This is a genomic window from Ruegeria sp. D1(2025) (assembly GCF_056536425.1).
Genome location: NZ_JBQFPO010000002.1, coordinates 407,671 through 429,362 on the forward strand (window position 1 = coordinate 407,671; position 21,692 = coordinate 429,362).

22 protein-coding genes are annotated in these 21,692 nt (G+C 59.2%); 15 read left to right on the forward strand and 7 right to left on the reverse strand.

The window, feature by feature from the left end:
• The first annotated feature begins 98 nt into the window (after positions 1–98).
• From secY to ACR1XU_RS07825, 15 genes are all read left to right on the forward strand, one after another.
• Complete coding sequence (gene secY / locus ACR1XU_RS07755; RefSeq protein WP_170613756.1) at positions 99–1,463, forward strand: preprotein translocase subunit SecY; 1,365 nt, start codon at positions 99–101, stop codon at positions 1,461–1,463.
• Positions 1,460–2,104, forward strand: a complete 645-nt coding sequence (locus ACR1XU_RS07760; protein ID WP_170613754.1) for an adenylate kinase — start codon at positions 1,460–1,462, stop codon at positions 2,102–2,104. The genes secY and ACR1XU_RS07760 overlap by 4 nt, the downstream gene beginning before the upstream one ends.
• A gap of 201 nt (positions 2,105–2,305) precedes the next feature.
• Entirely contained in the window at positions 2,306–2,674 is a 369-nt protein-coding gene (gene rpsM / locus ACR1XU_RS07765) for a 30S ribosomal protein S13 (protein WP_170613752.1), read from the forward strand.
• 15 nt (positions 2,675–2,689) lie between these two features.
• Complete coding sequence (rpsK, locus tag ACR1XU_RS07770) at positions 2,690–3,079, forward strand: 30S ribosomal protein S11 (protein ID WP_008757289.1); 390 nt, start codon at positions 2,690–2,692, stop codon at positions 3,077–3,079.
• Positions 3,080–3,193: 114 nt separating this feature from the next.
• Positions 3,194–4,210 carry a DNA-directed RNA polymerase subunit alpha gene (locus ACR1XU_RS07775; RefSeq protein WP_170678545.1) on the forward strand — a complete coding sequence of 339 codons (1,017 nt, stop codon included), beginning with the start codon at positions 3,194–3,196 and terminating at the stop codon, positions 4,208–4,210.
• 180 nt (positions 4,211–4,390) lie between these two features.
• Positions 4,391–4,813: a 50S ribosomal protein L17 gene (gene rplQ / locus ACR1XU_RS07780; protein WP_170613748.1), complete on the forward strand. Its 423-nt coding sequence runs from the start codon at positions 4,391–4,393 to the stop codon at positions 4,811–4,813.
• Between the two features lie 581 nt (positions 4,814–5,394).
• Positions 5,395–6,780, forward strand: a complete 1,386-nt coding sequence (locus ACR1XU_RS07785) for a trypsin-like peptidase domain-containing protein (protein ID WP_480903580.1) — start codon at positions 5,395–5,397, stop codon at positions 6,778–6,780.
• A gap of 3 nt (positions 6,781–6,783) precedes the next feature.
• Positions 6,784–8,097, forward strand: a complete 1,314-nt coding sequence (locus ACR1XU_RS07790; RefSeq protein ID WP_480903577.1) for a replication-associated recombination protein A — start codon at positions 6,784–6,786, stop codon at positions 8,095–8,097.
• Positions 8,098–8,206: 109 nt separating this feature from the next.
• A complete protein-coding gene (locus tag ACR1XU_RS07795; RefSeq protein ID WP_480903574.1) occupies positions 8,207–9,250 on the forward strand; it encodes an RluA family pseudouridine synthase in 1,044 nt (347 codons plus the stop codon).
• On the forward strand, positions 9,247–9,918 hold the full coding sequence (locus ACR1XU_RS07800; protein WP_480903572.1) for an HAD-IA family hydrolase: 672 nt from the start codon (positions 9,247–9,249) through the stop codon (positions 9,916–9,918). Before ACR1XU_RS07795 ends, ACR1XU_RS07800 begins: the two co-directional genes overlap by 4 nt.
• Before the next feature lie 4 nt (positions 9,919–9,922).
• A complete protein-coding gene (locus ACR1XU_RS07805) occupies positions 9,923–10,630 on the forward strand; it encodes an ATP12 family protein (protein WP_170805989.1) in 708 nt (235 codons plus the stop codon).
• Positions 10,631–10,836: 206 nt separating this feature from the next.
• A complete protein-coding gene (locus ACR1XU_RS07810; RefSeq protein ID WP_170613734.1) occupies positions 10,837–11,853 on the forward strand; it encodes an amino acid ABC transporter substrate-binding protein in 1,017 nt (338 codons plus the stop codon).
• A 128-nt stretch (positions 11,854–11,981) separates the two neighbouring features.
• Positions 11,982–13,250: an amino acid ABC transporter permease gene (locus ACR1XU_RS07815; protein WP_170613732.1), complete on the forward strand. Its 1,269-nt coding sequence runs from the start codon at positions 11,982–11,984 to the stop codon at positions 13,248–13,250.
• 1 nt (position 13,251) lies between these two features.
• Positions 13,252–14,607 carry an amino acid ABC transporter permease gene (locus ACR1XU_RS07820; RefSeq protein ID WP_480812528.1) on the forward strand — a complete coding sequence of 452 codons (1,356 nt, stop codon included), beginning with the start codon at positions 13,252–13,254 and terminating at the stop codon, positions 14,605–14,607.
• A gap of 12 nt (positions 14,608–14,619) precedes the next feature.
• Positions 14,620–15,411, forward strand: a complete 792-nt coding sequence (locus ACR1XU_RS07825) for an amino acid ABC transporter ATP-binding protein (RefSeq protein WP_170613728.1) — start codon at positions 14,620–14,622, stop codon at positions 15,409–15,411.
• 46 nt (positions 15,412–15,457) lie between these two features.
• Here the strand turns inward: ACR1XU_RS07825 and ACR1XU_RS07830 are convergent, their stop codons facing one another.
• The 7 genes from ACR1XU_RS07830 to yidC are packed head-to-tail and all read right to left on the reverse strand — an operon-like array spanning position 15,458 to position 21,591.
• Entirely contained in the window at positions 15,458–15,955 is a 498-nt protein-coding gene (locus ACR1XU_RS07830) for a SixA phosphatase family protein (RefSeq protein WP_480903568.1), read from the reverse strand.
• Positions 15,952–16,665, reverse strand: a complete 714-nt coding sequence (locus tag ACR1XU_RS07835) for a ferredoxin (protein ID WP_480903565.1) — start codon at positions 16,663–16,665, stop codon at positions 15,952–15,954. The genes ACR1XU_RS07830 and ACR1XU_RS07835 overlap by 4 nt, the downstream gene beginning before the upstream one ends.
• Entirely contained in the window at positions 16,602–17,396 is a 795-nt protein-coding gene (locus tag ACR1XU_RS07840; RefSeq protein WP_480904226.1) for a sterol desaturase family protein, read from the reverse strand. Before ACR1XU_RS07840 ends, ACR1XU_RS07835 begins: the two co-directional genes overlap by 64 nt.
• A 57-nt stretch (positions 17,397–17,453) precedes the next feature.
• On the reverse strand, positions 17,454–18,317 hold the full coding sequence (argB, locus tag ACR1XU_RS07845) for an acetylglutamate kinase (protein WP_170613723.1): 864 nt from the start codon (positions 18,315–18,317) through the stop codon (positions 17,454–17,456).
• Between the two features lie 60 nt (positions 18,318–18,377).
• Complete coding sequence (gene yihA, locus ACR1XU_RS07850; RefSeq protein ID WP_170619183.1) at positions 18,378–19,031, reverse strand: ribosome biogenesis GTP-binding protein YihA/YsxC; 654 nt, start codon at positions 19,029–19,031, stop codon at positions 18,378–18,380.
• Positions 19,028–19,765 carry an MOSC domain-containing protein gene (locus ACR1XU_RS07855; protein ID WP_170613719.1) on the reverse strand — a complete coding sequence of 246 codons (738 nt, stop codon included), beginning with the start codon at positions 19,763–19,765 and terminating at the stop codon, positions 19,028–19,030. Before ACR1XU_RS07855 ends, yihA begins: the two co-directional genes overlap by 4 nt.
• Positions 19,762–21,591, reverse strand: a complete 1,830-nt coding sequence (gene yidC / locus ACR1XU_RS07860; RefSeq protein WP_480903562.1) for a membrane protein insertase YidC — start codon at positions 21,589–21,591, stop codon at positions 19,762–19,764. The genes ACR1XU_RS07855 and yidC overlap by 4 nt, the downstream gene beginning before the upstream one ends.
• Between the last annotated feature and the right edge of the window lie 101 nt (positions 21,592–21,692).

Consider the following 21,692-nt stretch of genomic DNA (forward strand, 5'->3'; position numbering starts at 1 on the left):
CGGGCAAAGACCCGCTTACATAGACCTCAGAGTTTTCCAAGACGCCGCCCGAGCCGGAAAACGGTTCCGGGCGGTGTTTTCATAAGAGAGACCGATTTATGGTATCAGCAGCAGAACAAATGGCAGCCAACACAAGCTGGGCTGCCCTTGGCAAAGCCACCGATCTGCGCAACCGCATCCTGTTCACGCTGGGTTTGCTGATCGTCTATCGTCTGGGCACCTTCATTCCGGTGCCGGGGATCGACGGTCAGGCGCTGCGCGAGTTCATGGAGCAGGCGGGGCAAGGCATCGGCGGCATGGTTTCGATGTTCACCGGCGGGGCGCTTGGGCGGATGGGCATCTTTGCCCTCGGCATCATGCCCTATATCTCGGCCTCGATCATCGTACAGCTGCTGACCTCGATGGTTCCCGCGCTCGAACAGCTCAAGAAAGAGGGCGAGCAGGGGCGCAAGAAGATCAACCAGTATACCCGTTTCGGCACCGTGGCGCTGGCCACGGTTCAGGCTTATGGCCTTGCTGTTTCGCTGGAATCGGGGGATCTGGCGACCGATCCGGGTCTCTATTTCCGTATGTCGACCATGATCACGCTGGTTGGCGGCACCATGTTCCTGATGTGGCTGGGTGAACAGATCACCGCGCGCGGCATCGGCAACGGTATCTCTCTGATCATCTTTGTCGGCATTATCGCCGAAGTTCCGGCCGCACTGGCGCAGTTTTTTGCCAGCGGACGCAGCGGTGCGATCAGCCCCGCCGTGATCATTGGTGTAATCGTGATGGTCATCGCCGTGATCACCTTTGTGGTGTTCATGGAGCGGGCCCTGCGCAAGATCCACATCCAGTATCCGCGCCGTCAGGCTGGCATGAAGATCTATGAAGGCGGTTCCAGCCATCTTCCGGTCAAGGTGAACCCGGCCGGCGTTATCCCGGCGATCTTCGCAAGTTCGCTGCTGCTGCTGCCGGTGACGATCTCGACCTTCTCGTCGGGTGCGGCCAGCGGTCCTGTGATGTCGTGGTTGCTGGCGAATTTTGGCCCCGGGCAACCGCTCTACCTGCTGTTCTTTGCGTCGATGATCGTGTTCTTCGCGTATTTCTACACCTTCAACGTGTCGTTCAAACCGGACGATGTGGCGGACAACCTGAAAAAGCAGAACGGCTTTGTTCCCGGCATCCGTCCGGGCAAGAAAACGGCAGAGTATCTGGAATACGTGGTTAACCGCGTGCTGGTTCTGGGTTCTGGCTATCTGGCGGCGGTCTGTCTGCTGCCTGAAATTCTGCGGGGTCAGTTCGCCATTCCGTTCTATTTTGGCGGCACCTCGGTTCTGATTATCGTCTCTGTGACCATGGACACGATCCAACAGGTCCAGAGCCACTTGCTGGCGCATCAATACGAAGGGCTTATCGAAAAGTCCCAACTGCGCGGCAAGGGCAAGAAACGCGGCAGGAAGGGACCATCTCGTCGATGAACATTATTCTTCTTGGCCCCCCCGGGGCAGGTAAAGGGACGCAGGCGCGTCACCTGGTCGAGACACGCGGCATGGTGCAGCTGAGCACCGGCGACATGCTGCGCGAAGCGAAAACCTCGGGCACCGAGATGGGTAAGAAAGTTGCCGCGATCATGGACGCCGGCAAACTTGTCACCGATGAGATCGTGATCGGCCTGATCGAAGAGAAACTGACCACCGAAACAGGGGCCGGTTTCATCTTTGACGGGTTCCCGCGCACGCTGGCGCAAGCCGATGCGCTGTCGGCATTGCTGGCCAAACTGGGCCAGTCGCTGCACACCGTAATTGAGATGCGCGTCGATGACGAAGCGTTGGTATCCCGGATCACGGCACGTTCGACCTGCGGTGGGTGTGGCGAGGTCTATAACGACATCACCAAACCGATCCCGGCGGATGGAAAGTGCACCAATTGCGGCAAGGAAAATGATTTCCAGCGTCGCGCGGATGACAACGAAGACAGCCTGCGCACGCGCCTGATGGAATACTACAAGAAGACCTCGCCGCTGATTGGTTATTACTATGCCAAGGGTGATCTGCGGCCGGTCAATGGCCTGGCTGAAATCAAAGAAGTGACAGCCTCGATCGAGGCCATCCTGGGCTGATTTCAGGTTGGGGCTTGACGGCCCCTTCAAAAGCCCATATCGACCCCCATCCCTATAGGGAATCAAGACCGCAGGCGGGATTCGTTCCGTTTGCCCCGACCACCTCAAATAATGCTGGACCCTCTGGCGGCACTGCCACGGTCAAGCGTTGTGAAAAAAGGTTCTGGAGTTACGGAACCGCAACGAAAAGGAAAGTGACACGTGGCACGCATTGCCGGCGTAAACATCCCGACTGCAAAGCGGGTACCAATCGCCCTCACATATATCACCGGTATCGGAAACACCTCGGCGCAGGCCATCTGCGAAGCCGTGGGCATCGAAGCGCACCGTCGCGTCAATGAACTGTCCGACGCCGAAGTTCTGGCCATCCGTGAACACATCGACGCCAACTACACCGTCGAAGGTGACCTGCGTCGTGAAGTTCAGATGAACGTCAAGCGCCTGATGGACCTGGGCTGCTACCGCGGTCTGCGTCACCGCCGCAACCTGCCGGTTCGCGGTCAGCGTACCCACACCAATGCTCGTACCCGCAAAGGCCCCGCAAAGGCCATCGCTGGTAAGAAGAAATAAGGGAGGGTCTGACTGATGGCACGTGACAAGACTCGCGTTAAGCGCAAAGAGCGTAAGAACATCGCATCGGGCGTTGCCCATGTGAACTCGACCTTCAACAACACCAAGATCCTGATCTCGGACGTACAAGGCAACGCCATCTCGTGGTCGTCTGCCGGTACCATGGGCTTCAAGGGATCGCGGAAATCGACCCCATACGCCGCTCAGATGGCTGCAGAAGACGCAGGCAAGAAGGCGCAGGAACACGGCGTCAAGACGCTGGAAGTCGAAGTTCAGGGCCCCGGTTCGGGTCGTGAATCGGCTCTGCGCGCACTGGCTGCAGTGGGCTTCAACATCACGTCGATCCGCGACGTGACACCGATCGCTCACAACGGTTGCCGCCCGCCGAAGCGCCGCCGCGTCTAAGCGATTTTGAATTTGGCTGGGGCTGTGTTTCTGCACGGCCCCAGCACGTCATTTTGAACCTCGGGCGTCTGCACCTTGTTGGTCATGGGGCGCGGACAGGAATGGAGGGATTACATGATCCACAAGAATTGGGCAGAATTGATCAAGCCGACCCAGCTGGAAGGCAAGCCGGGCAACGACCCTGCGCGTCAGGCGACCCTGGTTGCCGAACCGCTGGAGCGTGGCTTTGGTCTGACCCTGGGCAACGCGCTGCGCCGCGTCCTGATGAGCTCGCTTCAAGGTGCGGCCATCACCAGCGTCCAGATCGACAACGTATTGCACGAGTTCTCGTCCGTGGCGGGCGTTCGTGAAGACGTCACCGACATTATCCTGAACCTCAAGCAGGTCGCCCTGCGCATGGAAGTCGAAGGCCCCAAGCGCCTGTCGATCAATGCCAAAGGCCCCGCTGTCGTCACCGCTGGCGACATCAGCGAAAGCGCCGGCATCGAGGTTCTGAACCGCGATCACGTCATCTGCCACCTGGACGATGGCGCCGACCTGTTCATGGAACTGACCGTCAACACCGGCAAGGGCTACGTCTCGGCTGAAAAGAACAAGCCGGAAGACGCGCCCATCGGCCTGATTCCGATCGACGCGATCTATTCGCCGGTCAAAAAGGTTGCTTACGACGTTCAGCCGACCCGCGAAGGTCAGGTTCTGGACTACGACAAGCTGACCCTGAAGATCGAAACCGACGGATCGATCACTCCGGATGATGCGTTGGCCTTTGCCGCTCGTATCCTGCAGGACCAGCTGTCGATCTTCGTCAACTTCGACGAGCCGGAATCGGCTGGCCGCCAGGACGAAGACGATGGTCTGGAGTTCAACCCGCTGCTGCTGAAGAAAGTGGACGAGCTGGAGCTGTCGGTCCGTTCGGCAAACTGCCTGAAGAATGACAACATCGTCTATATCGGCGACCTGATCCAGAAGACCGAAGCCGAGATGCTGCGCACCCCGAACTTCGGCCGCAAGTCGCTGAACGAGATCAAAGAAGTGCTGTCCGGCATGGGTCTGCACCTCGGTATGGATGTCGAGGACTGGCCGCCCGACAACATCGAAGATCTGGCGAAGAAATTCGAAGACGCCTTTTAAGGCGGTGCCGGGCTGAAGCCCGGCCTACTTCAGACTACATCGTAGGGCGGGCTTCAGCCCGCCACGCGAAAGACAAATGCCCGGACGACCGGGGACAACAAGGGCACTTCCGCCCCAAGGAGAGCCGGTGACACGCATCGCCGGCCAGACAAAGCAAAACGCGAAAGAAGGAACTAGAAAATGCGTCACGCACGTGGTTACCGCCGCCTGAACCGTACTCATGAGCACCGCAAGGCGCTGTTTGCGAACATGGCTGGCTCGCTCATCGAGCATGAGCAAATCAAAACAACTCTGCCGAAGGCAAAAGAACTGCGCCCGATCATCGAAAAGCTGGTCACGCTTGGCAAGCGCGGCGACCTGCACGCCCGGCGTCAGGCAGCTTCGCAGCTGAAAGAAGACAAAGACGTCGCAAAGCTGTTCGAAGTTCTGGGCCCCCGCTACGCGGAGCGTCAGGGCGGTTATGTCCGCATCCTGAAAGCTGGCTTCCGCTATGGGGACATGGCGCCGATGGCGATCATCGAATTCGTTGATCGTGACGTCGACGCCAAAGGCGCGGCCGATAAGGCCCGCGTTGCCGCCGAAGAGGCCGCAGACGAAGAATAAGAAAGCAAGGCTTTCTGATTTCTACCCCCGCGTTTCGGACGCGGGGGTTTTTTGTTTTGAAGGCTGGGTTACTTGATCCACCCACGCTCCCGATAATATCGGGCGGCACCCGGATGCAGCGTGGCGAGCAGGCTGTCGCGGATCATATCCGACGGTTGCAATCCATTCAGCGCGGGATGTTTTCGCGCCAGCTACGGCAGGTTTTTTGTTGGCCCATCCGTCGACCGGGCGCGGCATTTGTAGCCACCGGTTCCTTGCGCAAAGGAGCTGCAGAGCAGATCGCCGACATGGAAATTGTAACCCCCTTTTCCGTCAGCCCCGATCGTCATCCGGGTGTCCGCAGCCTGAGACACAGGCGCGATGAGTCCGAGGAACGCCGTCAGCATCATGGTGGAATGTTTGGGCAATACAGGCCTTTTCAGGCGGAAGGTCTTGAGCACGGTAAATCTGTTCCTGTTGGTGTGAACTGGCCGACCATTTCACCGGTTACAACCTTGGTTAATATATCGGAGGCTTTAACGCGCTTGCATTCCCGGCACGGGCCTCGCATATCCGAAGGGCAGTTAATCGACGGAAAGATCATGCGGAAAACTTTGTGTTCACTGCTGCTGGCAACTCTTGCCGTTACAGCCCATGCCGAAACGAAAGTACCGACTTCGCAGGCCGAAATAAGCCTGGGATTTGCCCCGGTGGTCAAACAGGCTGCTCCGGCCGTCGTTAACATCTACGCCAAGATCGTAACGCAAGGCCGTGCCAATCCGTTTTTCTCGGACCCGTTCTTTCAGGAGTTCTTCGGCAGAGGATTTGCCGAACCGCAGCCGCGGGTTCAGAACTCGCTGGGGTCCGGCGTCATTCTGTCTGCGGACGGCTATGTTGTGTCAAATTACCATGTTGTCGGCATGGCGACGGAAATCCGTGTGGTGACAACGGACCGGCGCGAGTATTCAGCGCAAGTGGTTCTGGGCGATCAGGAAAGCGACATTGCCATTCTTCGGCTGGAAGAGGCCGCTGAACTGCCGCATCTGAACTTTCGCGATTCCGATCAGGTCGAGGTGGGCGAACTGGCGCTGGCCATCGGCAATCCGTTTGGTGTGGGTCAAACCGTATCGTCCGGCATAATTTCCGGGCTGGCACGAACCGGAACAGCTACGGGAAATGCGCGCGGGTACTTTATCCAGACAGATGCGGCGATCAATCCGGGTAACTCCGGTGGGGCGCTGATCGACGTGAACGGTGATCTGATCGGGATCAACACCTCGATCCTGACCCGGTCGGGCGGATCCAACGGCATTGGCTTTGCCATTCCGGCAAATCTGGTTGCCGAGTTCCTGCGGCAGGCGAAGTCCGGCAACGAGAGCTTTGTCAGCCCCTGGGCCGGGATGGCGGGCCAGCATATGAGCGCCGATATCGCCGAATCGCTGGGTCTGGCCATTCCGCTGGGCGTGGTGATCTCGGACCTGCATGACCTCAGCCCGCTGGCTGCGGCCGGGTTGCGGGTTGGCGATGTTGTCACCCATGTTGACGGGGATGAGGTAAATTCGCCTGCCGAGATGAAATTCCGGATGTCGGTTGCCGGTGTCGGGGGAACCTCGGTTCTGACCCGTCTGCGCGGAGACAAAAGCGCGGATGTGATAGTGGATTTGGTCCGCGCTCCGGACAGTCCGCCCGCCGATGAGACCACATTGGATGACAAAACCGTTCTGCCCAACCTGACCGTCGCCCGGATCAATCCCGCATTGATCTCGCAGTTGGGATTGGTTCTGTCACAGACCGGCATTGTTGTGGTTGATCCGGGCTCATTGGGAGCACGCGCCGGTCTGAGGCCCGGAGACGTCCTGAGCAGCATCAATGACACTGAGATTGAGCAGCCCGGCGATGTCGTCGAGGCGCTGACTGACCCCGGGCGCCGGGTGCAAATGAACGTTCAGCGCGGTGGACGCGCGGTTTCGTTGCGGTTTCGGCTCTGACCCGTGAGTGATCTGTTCGATACCGGGGCACCCGAGCCCGCAACCGCGCCGCATCGCCCCTTGGCGGACCGGCTGCGTCCTAAGACGCTGGGTGAGGTGATCGGACAAGAGCAGGTGCTTGGCCCGGACGCACCCCTTGGCGTCATGCTGGCCGCTGGCAGCCTGTCGAGTTTGGTGTTCTGGGGGCCACCGGGGGTAGGCAAGACCACGATTGCGCGGTTGCTGGCACAAGAGACTGATCTGCATTTTGTCCAGATCAGCGCGATTTTCACCGGTGTTCCGGACCTGAAAAAAGTGTTCGAGGCAGCAAGGATACGGCGTCAGAACGGTCAGGGCACCCTTTTGTTCGTTGATGAAATCCATCGGTTCAACAAGGCCCAGCAGGACGGGTTTCTTCCGCATATGGAGGATGGCACGATCCTTCTGGTCGGGGCGACCACGGAAAACCCTTCGTTCGAACTGAATGCGGCTGTTCTCAGCCGTGCACAGGTGCTGGTGCTCGAACGGCTGAGCCTTGCCGATCTGGAGCGTCTGGCGCAGCGGGCCGAAAAAGATCTTGGCCGCGCCTTGCCCCTGACTCCTGCCGCCCGGGATGCCTTGCAGGAAATGGCGGACGGAGACGGACGCGCGTTGCTGAACCTGATTGAGCAGGTTGCGGCGTGGGGGGTCGATGGGCTGCTTGACCCGGATGCACTGTCCACGCGGTTGATGCGGCGTGCCGCGAAATACGACAAATCGGGGGACGAGCATTACAATCTGATCTCGGCCCTGCACAAATCAGTTCGCGGTTCGGATCCGGATGCGGCGCTGTATTGGTTTGCACGTATGCTGACCGGGGGCGAGGATCCAAGGTATCTGGCCCGCCGGATTACCCGGATGGCGGTTGAGGATATCGGACTGGCCGACCCGCAGGCGCAGTCGATCTGCCTGCATGCGTGGGAGGTATACGAGCGGCTGGGCTCTCCGGAAGGAGAATTGGCCCTGGCGCAGGCGCTGGTCTATCTGGCGCTGGCGCCAAAATCGAACGGCGCCTATGTCGGCTACAAGGCGGCGATGCGTCTGGCCAAACAATCCGGCAGCGAGCCGCCGCCAAAGCACATCCTGAATGCGCCCACGACACTGATGAAGGATCAGGGCTATGGGGCTGGCTATGCCTATGACCATGATGCCGAGGATGGATTCTCGGGCCAGAACTACTTTCCGGAAACGATGAAGCGGCCGATGCTGTACCAGCCGGTCGAGCGGGGATTCGAGCGGGAACTGAAAAAGCGGCTGGACTATTTCGCAAAGCTGCGCGCGCAGCGGAACGAGAACTAGGGCTGGCTTGACTCTTGCTGCTTTGCGCGCGACAGACGCGCATGTTTTCTAACACACTGACATCGGTGAAATCCGGGCGGGCCAGTCGCGCGGTGCAAGGGGCAATGGCATGAGTGGCGTACAGATGATCACCGTCGCAGAGGACGACAGCGACCAGCGGCTGGACCGTTGGTTGCGCCGCATGTTCCCGCATGTTGGGCAGGGCCGTATCGAAAAGATGTGCCGCAAGGGCGAGCTGCGGATTGACGGCGGTCGGGCCAAGGCCTCGACCCGGCTTGAGGCCGGGCAGGTCGTGCGGGTTCCGCCCTTGCCGGACGCTGATCACAAGCCGGTTGAGGTCAAACGCCGGATCTCGGATGCCGACGCAAAGATGATCCAATCCTGCGTGATCTACCGCGACGATCACGTTCTGGCCCTGAACAAACCCCATGGATTGCCGGTGCAGGGCGGCAGTGGTCAGACCCGCCATGTCGACAGCCTGTCCGAGGCGCTGCGGTTCGGCTATGAGGAAAACCCCCGTCTGGTACACCGTCTGGACAAGGACACCTCGGGCGTTTTGCTTTTGGCAAGAACGCGCGAAGCGGCCAAAGGTCTGACAGCCGCGTTTCGTCACCGCGACACGCGCAAGATTTACTGGGGCCTGGTCGCCGGGGTGCCGACTCCGTATCTGGGTGAGATCAAAACCGGTCTGGTAAAAGCCCCGGGCCACGGCAAGAAAGGTGAAGGCGAGAAGATGATCGCCGTTCACCTGAACGACCTTGACGGTACTCCGGGCGCGAAGCGGGCGCATACCCTATACGCGACGCTGTACCGGGTTGCCGGGCGCGCTGCCTGGGTTGCCATGGAACCCGTCACAGGCCGGACCCATCAGCTGCGCGCGCATATGGCCGCCATCGGGCATCCGATCATTGGCGATGGCAAATATGGCGGTTCGGGTCAGGAAAATCTTGGCGATGGCTGGGGCGCGCAATTGGGCGGGATTATCAGCAAAAAGCTGCACCTGCATGCTCGGCAGGCGTCGTTTGAACACCCGGTGACGCGCAAGACCATCACCGTCAAGGCCCCGTTGCCGGATCATATGAAACACAGCTGGGATACCTTCGGCTGGACCGAGGATCTGGCCTCGGACGATCCCTTTGAGGAGTTGCAATGACCTCACCATTGCGGCTGGTCCTTTTCGATGTCGATGGTACGCTTGTCGACAGTCAGGGAAGTATCATCTCGGCCATGACCGCCAGTTTTGACGCTTTGGGCCTGACTGTGCCGGATCGTTCCGCGATCCTGTCGATTGTCGGGTTGTCGCTGCCGGTCGCTCTGTCCCGTCTGGCGCATGATCACCCGGTTTCGGTTCAGGAAAAACTGGTGGATGGATACAAGGAAGCCTATCACGACCAGCGTCTGAGGCAGGGTGCTGCAAACTCGCCCCTCTATCCCGGTGCCCGGGAGGTGCTGGAGGCGCTGCACGGAATACCCGAGGTCTTGCTGGGGGTCGCCACCGGAAAGTCGCAACGCGGGCTGGATGCGTTGATCGAGGCGCACGGTTTGGAGCGGTTCTTTGTCACCCGTCAGGTGGCAGATCATCACCCTTCGAAACCGCATCCGTCGATGATCGATACAGCGCGCGCGGAAACCGGTGTCGACCGGCGAAATACGGCCATGATTGGCGATACCCGCTTTGACATGGATATGGCCAGCGCGGCTGGCGTGACAGGTATCGGTGTGGCCTGGGGATACCACGACACCGCAGAACTGGAACACGCTGCGCAGGTGATCGAAACATTTGATCAGCTGCCGCCGGCGCTGCACAGTATTTGGGGATGACGGTATGAGCGACTGGAAACCGAAACGGTTCTGGACCGAAAGCGCGGTGGCTGAAACCGAAGAAGGCTTCACCGTCGAACTGGACGGGCGTCAGGTCAGAACCCCGGCCAAGGCGGCGCTGGTTCTGCCGACGCACGCAATGGCAACCGCTGTGGCTACGGAATGGGACGCGCAGGAAAAAGAGGTTGATCCGACCTCGATGCCGTTTACCCGATCAGCAAATGCGGCAATCGACAAGGTCCGCCATCAGCATGCCGAAGTGGCTGACATGCTGGCCGACTACGGCGATTCGGATTTGTTGTGTTACCGCGCCACGCACCCGCTGGAGTTGCAGCAGCGGCAGGCGGGGCAATGGGATCCAGCGCTGGACTGGGCGGAAAAGACCTTATCCGCGCGGCTTGTATCCTTCGAGGGAGTTCTGCATCAACCGCAATCCGACGATGCGCTGGCGACTCTGCGGCGGCAGGTTCATGAGCTTGGTGAGTTTCAACTTGCCGCGTTTCACGACCTTGTGAGCCTGTCCGGATCCTTGATTCTGGGTTTTGCCGCAGCGCGGAATTGGCGCAAACCGGACGAGATATGGCGCATTTCGCGATTGGACGAAATCTGGCAGATCGAGCAATGGGGTCATGACGACGAGGCGCACGAAGCCTCGGAGGTCAAGAAATCCGCCTTTTTACACGCCAAACGCTTTTTCGATCTATCGGTTTGATCCTTCAAAGACAGTATTTTAGTGCGTCGCGCCCGGCCGCGCGGCGTCTGATATCGTTTTCGCTGATCCAACCCTTGACGTTTGTTTATGAATGCGACCAAACTCGTGGCCACTAAAGGGGAGACACCTTTGGGGTAACCTTTCCGGCAAAATGCTGCCGGACAGAACCGCCCCCGAGTGGGGCGGACAATCAGGAAGAGGTAAAAATGAAAAAATCCGTAATCTTGGGCGTGGCGACGATTGCTGGCCTGGCTGCTGGCGCCGCCGCGGCAGGAACCGCAGATGACGTCAAGGCACGCGGCAAACTGAACTGTGGCGTGGCAACCGGTGTACCCGGTTTCGCCAGCCCGGACGCCAATGGTGAGTGGCAAGGCTTTGACGTGGCCGTGTGCCGCGCCGTAGCAGCCGCCGTTCTGAACGACCCGACTGCAGTTGAGTTCATTCCGACCACCGGCAAGACACGCTTTACCGCGCTGGCTTCGGGTGAGATCGACATGCTGGCCCGGAACACCACCTGGACCTTCAGCCGCGATGTCGACCTGAAATTCGAATTCGTCGGCGTCAACTACTATGACGGTCAGGGTTTCATGGTTCCCAAGGCACTGGGCGTAAGCTCGGCCAAGGAACTGGACGGTGCGACCGTCTGCATTCAGACCGGCACCACAACCGAGCTCAACCTGGCGGATTTCTTCCGCATCAACAACATGAGCTACGAGCCGGTTCCGATCGAAACCAACGCCGAAGCGCAGCAACAGTATCTGGCTGGTGCCTGTGACGTCTACACCACCGACGCATCGGGTCTGGCTGCCACCCGCGCCACATTCGAGAATGCCGGTGATCACGTGATCCTGCCGGAAATCATCTCGAAAGAGCCGCTGGGTCCGCTGGTGCGTCACGGCGACCACGAGTGGGGCGATGTTGTCCGCTGGACTCTGAACGCGCTGATCGCAGCTGAGGAAATGGGCGTTACATCGGCCAATATCGATGAAATGTCCGCTGGAACCGACAATCCGGAAGTGAACCGTCTGCTGGGCAGCGAAGGCACTCTGGGTGAAATGCTGGGTCTGGACGCTGAATGGGCCCGTCGCGCCATCAAGGTCGGCGGCAACTACGGCGAAATCTTTGCCAAGAACATCGGTGAGGAAACCCCGATTGGCCTGGCACGCGGTCTGAACGCACAGTGGATCGAAGGTGGCCTGCTGTACGCACCGCCTTTCCGCTAAAATCCACGGAAAAGGGCGCAGGGCAACCTGCGCCCTTTTTCAATCAAGAAGAAACACGCCCGGAAACGTCCGAGCAGAGATCAACTCTGCCGACAAAAGACCGGGATGCACGGGGATAAACATAGGTCATGACGACTCTCACTGACCCGCCGAAGGAGCAGTTCCGGCTGTCCATGCTCCTTTACGATACGCGGTACCGATCTGCGACCATTCAGGTCATTGCTATGATCGGTTTCATGCTTCTGGCAGCCTGGATTATTAACAACACCATTCAGAACCTCGAAACGCTGGGCAGAACAGTCGGTTTCGACTTTTTCGCCGAACCAGCCAGCTATGACATCAACCAGCGTCTGCTGGAATATGACTCGCAGGATACCCATCTGCGCGCGGCCTTTATCGGGCTGCTGAACACGCTGGTTGTTGCAGTTCTGGGCTGTATTACGGCAACAATCATCGGTGTCATGGTTGGTGTTCTGCGTCTGTCGAATAACTGGCTGATCGCGCGGATTATGACGGTTTATGTCGAAATGTTCCGCAACGTTCCGGTCCTGCTTTGGATCGTGTTCGCCATGGCGATTCTGATTGAAAGCCTGCCTGCGCCGCGCGCATTCCGGGGTGAAAATCCAGAAGCCACGATGGATCTATTCGGCACTGTTGCTGTGACCAACCGCGGGGTCTACATCCCCGAGTTTCTGTTCTCGCGCAGCCTTGGCGACATCCACCTGTTCGGGACATCAAGCCTGCGTTTTGACGTCTCGCTGGACCTGATCGCTTTCCTGATCGTGCTTGGCGGCAGCATCTTTGCCATGCGCAAAGTGTCGGCCTGGGCCAATGCCACGCAGGAAAAGACCGGTGACCGTCCGACCATCTGGTACATCCAATTGGGCCTGCTGTTCGTGCCATCGGCCATCCTGCTGGGCGCGCTGGGCTTCCATCTGGGCTATCCCGAGCTGAAGGGCTTTAACTTCACCGGCGGCACCCACCTACGGAACTCGCTGATCGCCCTGTGGTTGGCCCTGTCGCTGTACACTGCGGCTTTCATCGCCGAGATCGTTCGTGCCGGTATTCTGGCCATCTCGAAGGGTCAGACCGAGGCCGCATCCGCACTGGGTCTGCGCCCGGGCCGGACCATGCGTCTGGTGATCCTGCCGCAGGCGTTGCGAGTGATCATCCCGCCGATGATCTCGAACTATCTGAACTTGACCAAGAACTCGTCGCTGGCGATCGCGGTCGGATATATGGACATCACGGGGACGCTGGGCGGTATCACCATGAACCAGACCGGCCGCGAGCTGGAATGCGTTCTGCTGCTGATGCTGGTCTACCTGACCATCTCGCTGAGCATTTCGGCGGTGATGAACTGGTACAACAACCGTGTCAAACTGGTGGAGCGGTAATATGAGTGATGTTTCATTTGTCCGCACGGAAATGTTGCCGGAACAGGCACCACCCGCATCCGAGGTCGGTGTGCTGGGATGGATCAGGCACAACCTATTCTCAAGCTGGCTGAACGCCATCCTGACGCTCATCTCGCTGTTCTTCATCTACTATGTGCTCTCCAACATCCTGTCATGGACGTTCGAATCTGTTTGGAACGCCAATTCCCTGTCGGAATGTCGTGAGATCATGATGGCGACCTGGGGCGATACTCATGGTCATGCCTGCTGGGGCGTGATCAAGGACCGGTGGCTGCAGTTGCTGTACGGTTTTTATCCGCCTTATCCGGCGCACCCGGACGCGACATGGTCTAATCCGCCTGAATCGGGTGGCTGGCCGGCCTATTTCCGGCCGAACCTGACCTTCATCCTGTTGTTGGTTGCGATTGCGCCGGTGTTGTTCACCAAAGTGCCGCGCAAGCTGTTGATCGTGACGGCGGCTTATCCGTTCCTGCTGCCTTGGCTGATGTGGGGCGGGTCGATCTGGGGACCGCTGATGGTCGCTGCCGGGTTCGCAATCGGTTATTTCGCCTACAAGGTTGTGCTTCCAATGGCGGGGTCCCTGACGGCGTTAATCCTTGCAGTCGCGCTGCCCATTCTGTGGTGGTTGTTTGCTGCTGGCGCAGTTGCTGACGCGGTCGACTCTGTCATTCCAATTGGTATAGCGACTGTCGAAAGCCGCGACTTTGGTGGTTTCATGCTGGCGATCCTGCTGGGTGTTGTGGCCATTGGCGTCTCGCTTCCCATCGGCATCGTGCTGGCGCTCGGTCGTCAGTCTGATCTGATGATCGTCAAATATCTCTGCGTGGGCTTTATCGAGTTCATTCGGGGCGTGCCGCTGATCACCCTGCTGTTCGTGGCCTCGCTGCTGCTGAACCTGTTCCTGCCGCCGGGGACCAACTTTGACATCATCCTGAGGGTGATGATCATGATGACCCTGTTCTCGGCCGCTTATATGGCCGAGGTGATCCGGGGTGGTCTGGCGGCGCTTCCGCGGGGTCAGTACGAAGGGGCTGACAGTCTTGGACTGAACTACTGGCAGGCGCAGCGGCTGATCATTATGCCGCAGGCACTGAAAATCTCGATCCCGGGCATTGTGAGCACGTTCATCGGTATCTTCAAGGATACGACACTGGTTTCGATCATCGGTCTGTTCGACGTGATCGGTCTGACCAACGGCATCCGCGCCGATACCGCCTGGAACGGCGTCTACTGGGAACTGTTTGCCTTTATCGGCGTTCTGTTCTTCGTCGTCTGCTTCTCCATGTCCCGTTATTCCATGTATCTGGAGCGCAAGCTTCAGACTGGCCATCGTTAAGGAGTTCAACACATGTCTGAACTTGCAATTGACCGTGAAATCGATCGCTCGAAAATGCAGGTGAGCGACGAGGTCGCCATCGAAATCACCAACATGAACAAATGGTACGGGGCCTTCCACGTGCTGCGCGACATCAATCTGACCGTCAATCAGGGCGAGCGGATCGTGATCGCGGGGCCTTCGGGGTCGGGCAAATCCACCCTGATCCGCTGCCTGAACGCGCTGGAGGAACACCAGCAGGGCAAGATCGTTGTGGATGGAACCGTTCTGTCGAATGACCTCAAGAACATCGACAAGATCCGGTCCGAGGTTGGCATGGTGTTCCAGCACTTCAACCTGTTCCCGCACCTGACCATTCTGGAAAACTGCACGCTGGCCCCGATCTGGGTGCGCAAGACGCCCAAGAAAGAGGCCGAAGAGCGCGCCATGCATTTCCTGGAAAAGGTCAAGATTCCGGAACAGGCCGACAAGTATCCCGGCCAGCTGTCCGGTGGACAGCAGCAGCGTGTGGCGATTGCCCGCTCGCTGTGCATGATGCCTCGGATCATGTTGTTCGATGAACCGACATCGGCGCTGGACCCCGAGATGATCAAAGAGGTGCTCGACACCATGATCGAGCTGGCCGAAGAAGGCATGACCATGCTGTGTGTGACCCACGAGATGGGCTTTGCCCGTCAGGTCGCAAACCGCGTGATCTTTATGGATGCCGGCCAGATCGTGGAACAGAACGAACCGGAAGAGTTCTTCAACAACCCCAAAAGCGAGCGGACCAAGTTGTTCCTCAGCCAGATTCTGGGGCACTGAACCTGCAATTAAATCCGGAAAAAGGCGGGGTCTGGCCCCGCCTTTTTCAGTTCAACAGTTCGCGCGGGATTGCGAAGCCCAGGACTTTGCCGCTGTGCCGCTGCAAGCCTCTCCAGGTGTTGATGTCAAATCGAATAACCGTCGTCGCGCAGGTGGGATAGTCGTAGAACCGCACATGGTCTGGTGGGTATTTCACAATCTGATCCGCAAAGGCGGCAATACCGGGATTATGACCCAGCAACAGTACGGTGCGTCCGGTCGCCTGTTGCAATACCTTCATCATTTCAGCGGGATCGGCCAGATACAGGTCGCGGGTGAAGGTGGTCCTGGCAGCAGTCAGCCCCATCCTGTCCCAGGTTTCGCGGGTCCGGGTGGCCGAAGAACTCAGAACTTCATCCGGAAGCCAGGCGTTCCGTGACAGCCATTTCCCGACGGCCGGGGCTGATTTACGCCCGCGCTTGTTCAGCGGGCGATCATGGTCGTTGCTCAGCGGAATGTCCCAACTGGACTTGGCGTGACGGGTCAGGATCAGGGTGCGGGTCATGATGGGTGAAACGCCTTCATATGATGCGCAGATTGTTCTGCCAGCCGCCCGGCACCCGCACTTAGCGGGCAGGCAAGTCGCGCGAGACAACCGCCAGCCATGCAGGTCTGGCCTTCCGGCGTGGTCAGATGTGCATGGCAGGTGTCGACGTCGTAAAAGCTGTAGGTCGACAAAGCGCCCACCGGGCAGGCCGACGTGCAGGGGGCATGGCAGGTGGCGCAGGGGCTTGGCCCTTCGGCGGCAGGTATCGGGAACTCATCGGCAAAATGCAGCGCACCGCGGAACGAGATCATCATGCCGACGGCGTCATGCACCAATGCGCCAACCGGACTTTGAAACGTGCGCCCGGACTTCAAGGCCCAGTCGATGAACGGTGTGTAGGGCGGCCCGCCGAACGGATAGTACGGCGTGGCACCCAGCGCGCCAGCCATCGCGCCGACAACCCGCAAGGACCATCTGTCGACCGGGTCCGCCTGCCCATCCGCCCATTCGGGCGACGCCTTCAAAACCGGCCAGAATGTCTGCGCCGCGCCCAGCAGGATCAGGGTGCCGCCATCCAGCTGCTTGGCGCCGCTATGCCGGGGGTGCTGCGCACCCATCACGACCAGGCCCGACCGATCAGCGGCTGCTGTCACGTCGGAGTATGTCACTTGCGCCGAAACGGCAGTGTCAAGCTCCATCCCAGCCGGGTTGGTTGTTCGTCCCGCCATTGCAGTCCCACCTTCATCCTGTCATGCCCGTCACCTGGCTGCGCCACATAGGTGCCCATCAATCGATCCCAGACTGACAGCGCAAAGCCGTAATTGCTGTCGTGTTCTTTCCTGTGCACCGAATGGTGAACCCGGTGCATGTCAGGTGTCACAAGAACCCTACGCAACACCGCCTCCACGGCAAGGGGGAGTTTGATGTTGGAGTGATTGAACAGCGCGGTTCCGTTCAACAGAACCTCGAAAAGAACAACGGCAAGTGCACTGGGACCCAATGCATAGACCAGCGCGATTTTCAGTATCATGGACAGTGCGATTTCGATGGGATGAAATCGCACGGCGGTCGTTACATCCATGTCCCTGTCCGCGTGATGCACCCTGTGCAGCCGCCAGAGGATCGGCACCTTGTGTGTCACCAGATGCTGCAGCCAGATCGCATAGTCCAAGATCAGCACGCTCAGAAGAATTTCCAGCCATCCGGGCCAGTCGGTCCTGTTAAAAAGCCCAATCCCGTGATGACCGGCGTCCACCGCCGCCCCTACGGCCAGCAACGGGACCCAGATTGCCATAAACCTCAGCGTCAGGGTGTTGAGAAGCGTTATGGTAAGATTGGTTTGCCAGCGCCGTCGTTTCGAGCAATCTAGCGAACGTCTGGGTGCAAATGTCTCGGCAATTGCGAAAACCGCAAAAAGCCCAAGGAAAATTCCCAGCCGAATAATGGATTCGTACTCCATATATTCACATTCAGGCATATTAAAGCCCGAGACAAGACCTGGAATTTCACATAGGCGTCAGTCCGGCCGGATCAGTGAGCCCGCACCGTGTTCGGTGAACAATTCCAGCAATACGGCATTTGGGGCACGGCCATCCAGGATGACAACCGCCCGAACGCCACTGTGCAGCGCGTCCAGAGCGGTTTCCGTTTTTGGGATCATGCCGCCGGCAATCGTGCCTTCGCGGGTCATCTCGCGGATCTGTCCGGCTTTAAGCTCGGTCACCACCTCTCCGGCTGCATTCTTGACGCCGGATACATCGGTCAGCAGCAACAGTCGATCCGCCTTCAGGGCCGACGCGATGGCTCCGGCAGCGGTATCGCCGTTCACGTTGAAGGTTTCACCGTCTTTACCTGCTCCGAGCGGCGCAATCACGGGGATTACATCATGCGAGAAAAGATCATGCAGCAGTTTGGGATTCATCTCGGATGGTGTGCCGACGAAGCCCAACGAGGAATCCGTCTGCTCGCAAACCATCAGATTGGCGTCCTTGCCGGACAGCCCGACCGCCGTTCCGCCCTGACGGTTGATGGCCTGCACGATCCGTTTGTTGACAAGGCCAGACAGCACCATCTCGACGACTTCGACCGTGGCCTTATCGGTGACCCGCTTGCCATTCACGAAATCCGACTGGATGTCCAACTGATCAAGCATCGCGTTGATCATGGGTCCGCCACCATGCACGATGACCGGGTTTACCCCGACCTGCCGCATTAGCACGACATCGCGGGCAAAGCTTTCCATCGCCTCGTCGCTGCCCATGGCGTGACCGCCCAGTTTGATCACGACGATCGCGCCGTCATACCGCTGCAGGTAAGGCAGTGCGCTATTCAAAGTGGCGGCGGTGGCAATCCAGTCCCGGTTCATGTCTCGTGTCTTCATGGCTTAGGTCCTTCTGGCGAACCGTGTTAGGGCCTTTGGATGGTGCTGCCAAGGGCGAAGCTACTCAAGATGTGCAATGATCGAGCGCAGGGTCGGTATTCCGTCCCCTTTCTCGGAGGAGGTCAGCACAATCTCGGGGTAGGCGGCAGGGTGTTTAGACAGCGCGGTGCGGACCTGATCCAGCACCTTCTCACGCTCCTTGGCCTTGACCTTGTCGGCCTTGGTCATGACGCATTGAAAGGTCACGGCGCTGGTATCCAGCAGCTTCATGATCTCGTCGTCCACAGGTTTTACTCCATGGCGCGAGTCGATCAATACAAAAGCGCGGCGCAGGGTTTGACGTCCGCTGAGGTACTGTTTCAGCAGTCGCTGCCATTTCTCGACTACTTTGACCGGCGCGTTGGCATAACCGTAACCGGGCAGGTCAACCAGATAGAGGTCGGGCCCTTGCGTGAAAAAGTTGATCTCCTGCGTGCGGCCGGGCGTGTTCGATGCGCGCGCCAATCCCTTGGTCCCGGTCAGCGCGTTGATCAGGCTGGATTTCCCCACGTTCGAGCGGCCCGCAAAACACACCTCAAGCCGGTCGGGGGCGGGCAGGCCGTCCATGGCAACCACGCCTTTGACGAATTCGGACGGGCCAGCAAACAGCTTGCGCCCGGTTTCCTGCGCAATCGCATCCGGCGCGTCCGCCATTGGAAAAGGAAGCGTGCTCATACCGGTTCTACCTTGTCGCCGACACGGATATCTCCGCCCTGGATAACTTCGGCGTAGACGCCAAAATCCTGATGATCCCAAGCGTTCAGGGCGCCCAGCGTGTCTGCATCCCGCGTGCCGGTTTCCGGGTTGGCGGTCGTGGCCAGACAGCGCGTGATACGTTCCCGAACGCGCAGAACGGCCTGACCGATGCGAATGTCGCGGTTCAGCCAGTCAAACTCTTCCCACAGGGGCAGCCCGTCGAACCAGATGTTGCCGCGCCAGCGGACAAGGGATAGATCCTGCCCCAGCTTCTGCTCGACCGCCCGGTGCGAGGCCATATTGCACAGGCTGATCGAGGGGAAGTCACTGTCGGTCATTCCCCGTCCCGGAACCCGGATAATCCGTGCCGACGCAGCCCTGTCGACGGGCATCAGCGGTTTGACCCAGTCCAGAAAATCATCCTGCTGCGTGTCGGGATCGAAGCTGATCTCGGGGCGCCGCGGGTGGTTGAGCGTCACGGTGCCGCCGTTCATCCGGGCCGATATGGCCGCCAGTTGCGGGGCTTTGGAGCAGCGGCTGAAATTGGCACAGGGCGCCCATTCCGAACCATCGGCTTTTGACGCCTCGTGTGCGACGGCCCAAACGCGATCCCCGGGCATTGTCTGCCCGGGGGTCACGGTTACATCACTCAGGCTTTCCCGCCCGTGACTTTTGATTGGATGCCGCCAGAGGCTGGTGACAGACCCGCTCATTTGTCATCCGTCTTCGGGGTCCGCTTGAACCCGGACTTGATGTTGCCGAACACGTCCGGCGTGTAGCCCTGGCTGCGCATGATCAGGTACTGCTGCGTGAACGTGATCGTGTTGTTCGCAATCCAGTAAACCACCAGGCCGCTGGCAAACCCGCCCAGCATGAACATGAAGACCCACGGCATCCAGGCAAAGATCATCGCCTGTGTCGCATCCGTTGGTGCCGGGTTCAGTTTCTGCTGCAGCCACATCGAGATACCCAGCAGCAGTGGCAAGATACCGATGAACATCAGCGCCATCAGCGTATCAGGCTGCGGTCCGGCCCAGGGCAGCCAGCCAAAGAAGTTGAAGATCGAGGTCGGGTCCGGCGCGCTGAGGTCCTGGAACGGGCCAAACCAGGGGGCCTGACGCAGTTCAATGGTGACAAAGATCACTTTATACAGCGAGAAGAAGATCGGGATTTGCATCAGGATCGGCAAACAGCCAGCGGCCGGGTTCACCTTTTCCTTTTTGTACAGCTCCATCATGCCCTGCTGCATCTTCTGGCGGTCATCGCCGGCTGCCTCTTTCAGGGCCTCCATCTGCGGCTGAAGTTCCTTCATCTTGGCCATCGAGACGTAGGACTTGAACGCCAGCGGGAACAGGATCGCCTTGATGATCAGGGTCAGGCCGATAATCGACCACCCCATATTGCCGATCAAAACGTTGATGTTGTGCAGCAGCCAGAAAATCGGTTTGGTCAGGAAGTAAAACCAGCCCCAATCGATGCTGTCCACGAACTTCTGCACACCTTCCGCCTGATACTCGCGGATGGTTTCCCATTCCTTGGCGCCTGCAAACAGGCGGGTGGTGACTTCCTCGGTCGCGCCGGGCGCAACGGACAGGGTCGGCAGTACGGTTTCAGTTTGATAAATCTTGCGGCGCGCGTCGTATTTTGCCGCCGCCTTGAAGGCCGAACCTTCAGCCGGGATCAGGGTGGTCATCCAGTAGTGATCGGTAAAGCCGACCCAGCCACCTTCCTTGATCTGAAAGACTTCGGCTTGCGCGCGTTCATTCGGATCAATGTCGAAGTCGCGGACATCGCCATAATCGATCTCGTCCAGAACGCCGTCCGCCATGACCATGACGCCTTCGTGCAGGATAAAGAAGTTCTTCAGGCCCGGCAGGTCACCATCCTCACCCATCCCGTGGCGCGCCAAAATGCCATAGGGCGCCATGCCCACTTCGGACTGCGTGGTATTCTCGACCGATTGCGTGACCGAGAACATGTAGTCTTCATCAACCGACACGGTGCGTCGGAAGATCAGGCCCTTACCGTTGTCCCAGACCAGTGTGACCGGGCTGTCGACGGTAAGCGTGTCGCCTTGTTCAGTCGACCAGAGCGTGTTCGGCCCAGGGACATCCGCGCCGGCAACGCCCGCCCCGGGCGCCCAGCCATACAAGGCGTAATAGGCAGAATCGGACCCGACGGGCGAAAGCAGCTCGACGATCGGGGCGCCTGCTTCGATCGAGACCTTGTAGTCTTTCAGAAACAGCTCATCGATGCGCCCGCCGGCCAGGGACATGCTGCCAGACAGGCGAGGCGTGTCGATCTGAATGCGCGGGGCCTCGGTATCGGCTTGTGCTTCTTCGGTGACAGCAGATGCATCGCCGACGGCTGTGTCACCCGCTGCGCTCGGAGTCTGAAGCTCACTGCCCTCGGAGCCGCTGACTTCCACCTGATCCGGTGTCGGCGCCTGTTCCGGGGGTGGGAAAAGGACGAACCAGATGAGGATCACCAGAAAGCTGAGCGCGGTTGCGAGGATGAGATTCTTGTTCTGATCGTCCATCTGGGACAGCCACCTTGAGCTGGGAAACACACCGGAGGTGTTCAACAGAGTGCAGCCCCAAAGGTCAAGTGGAATCGCCCGTCAATTTGCCACCGGAAGGG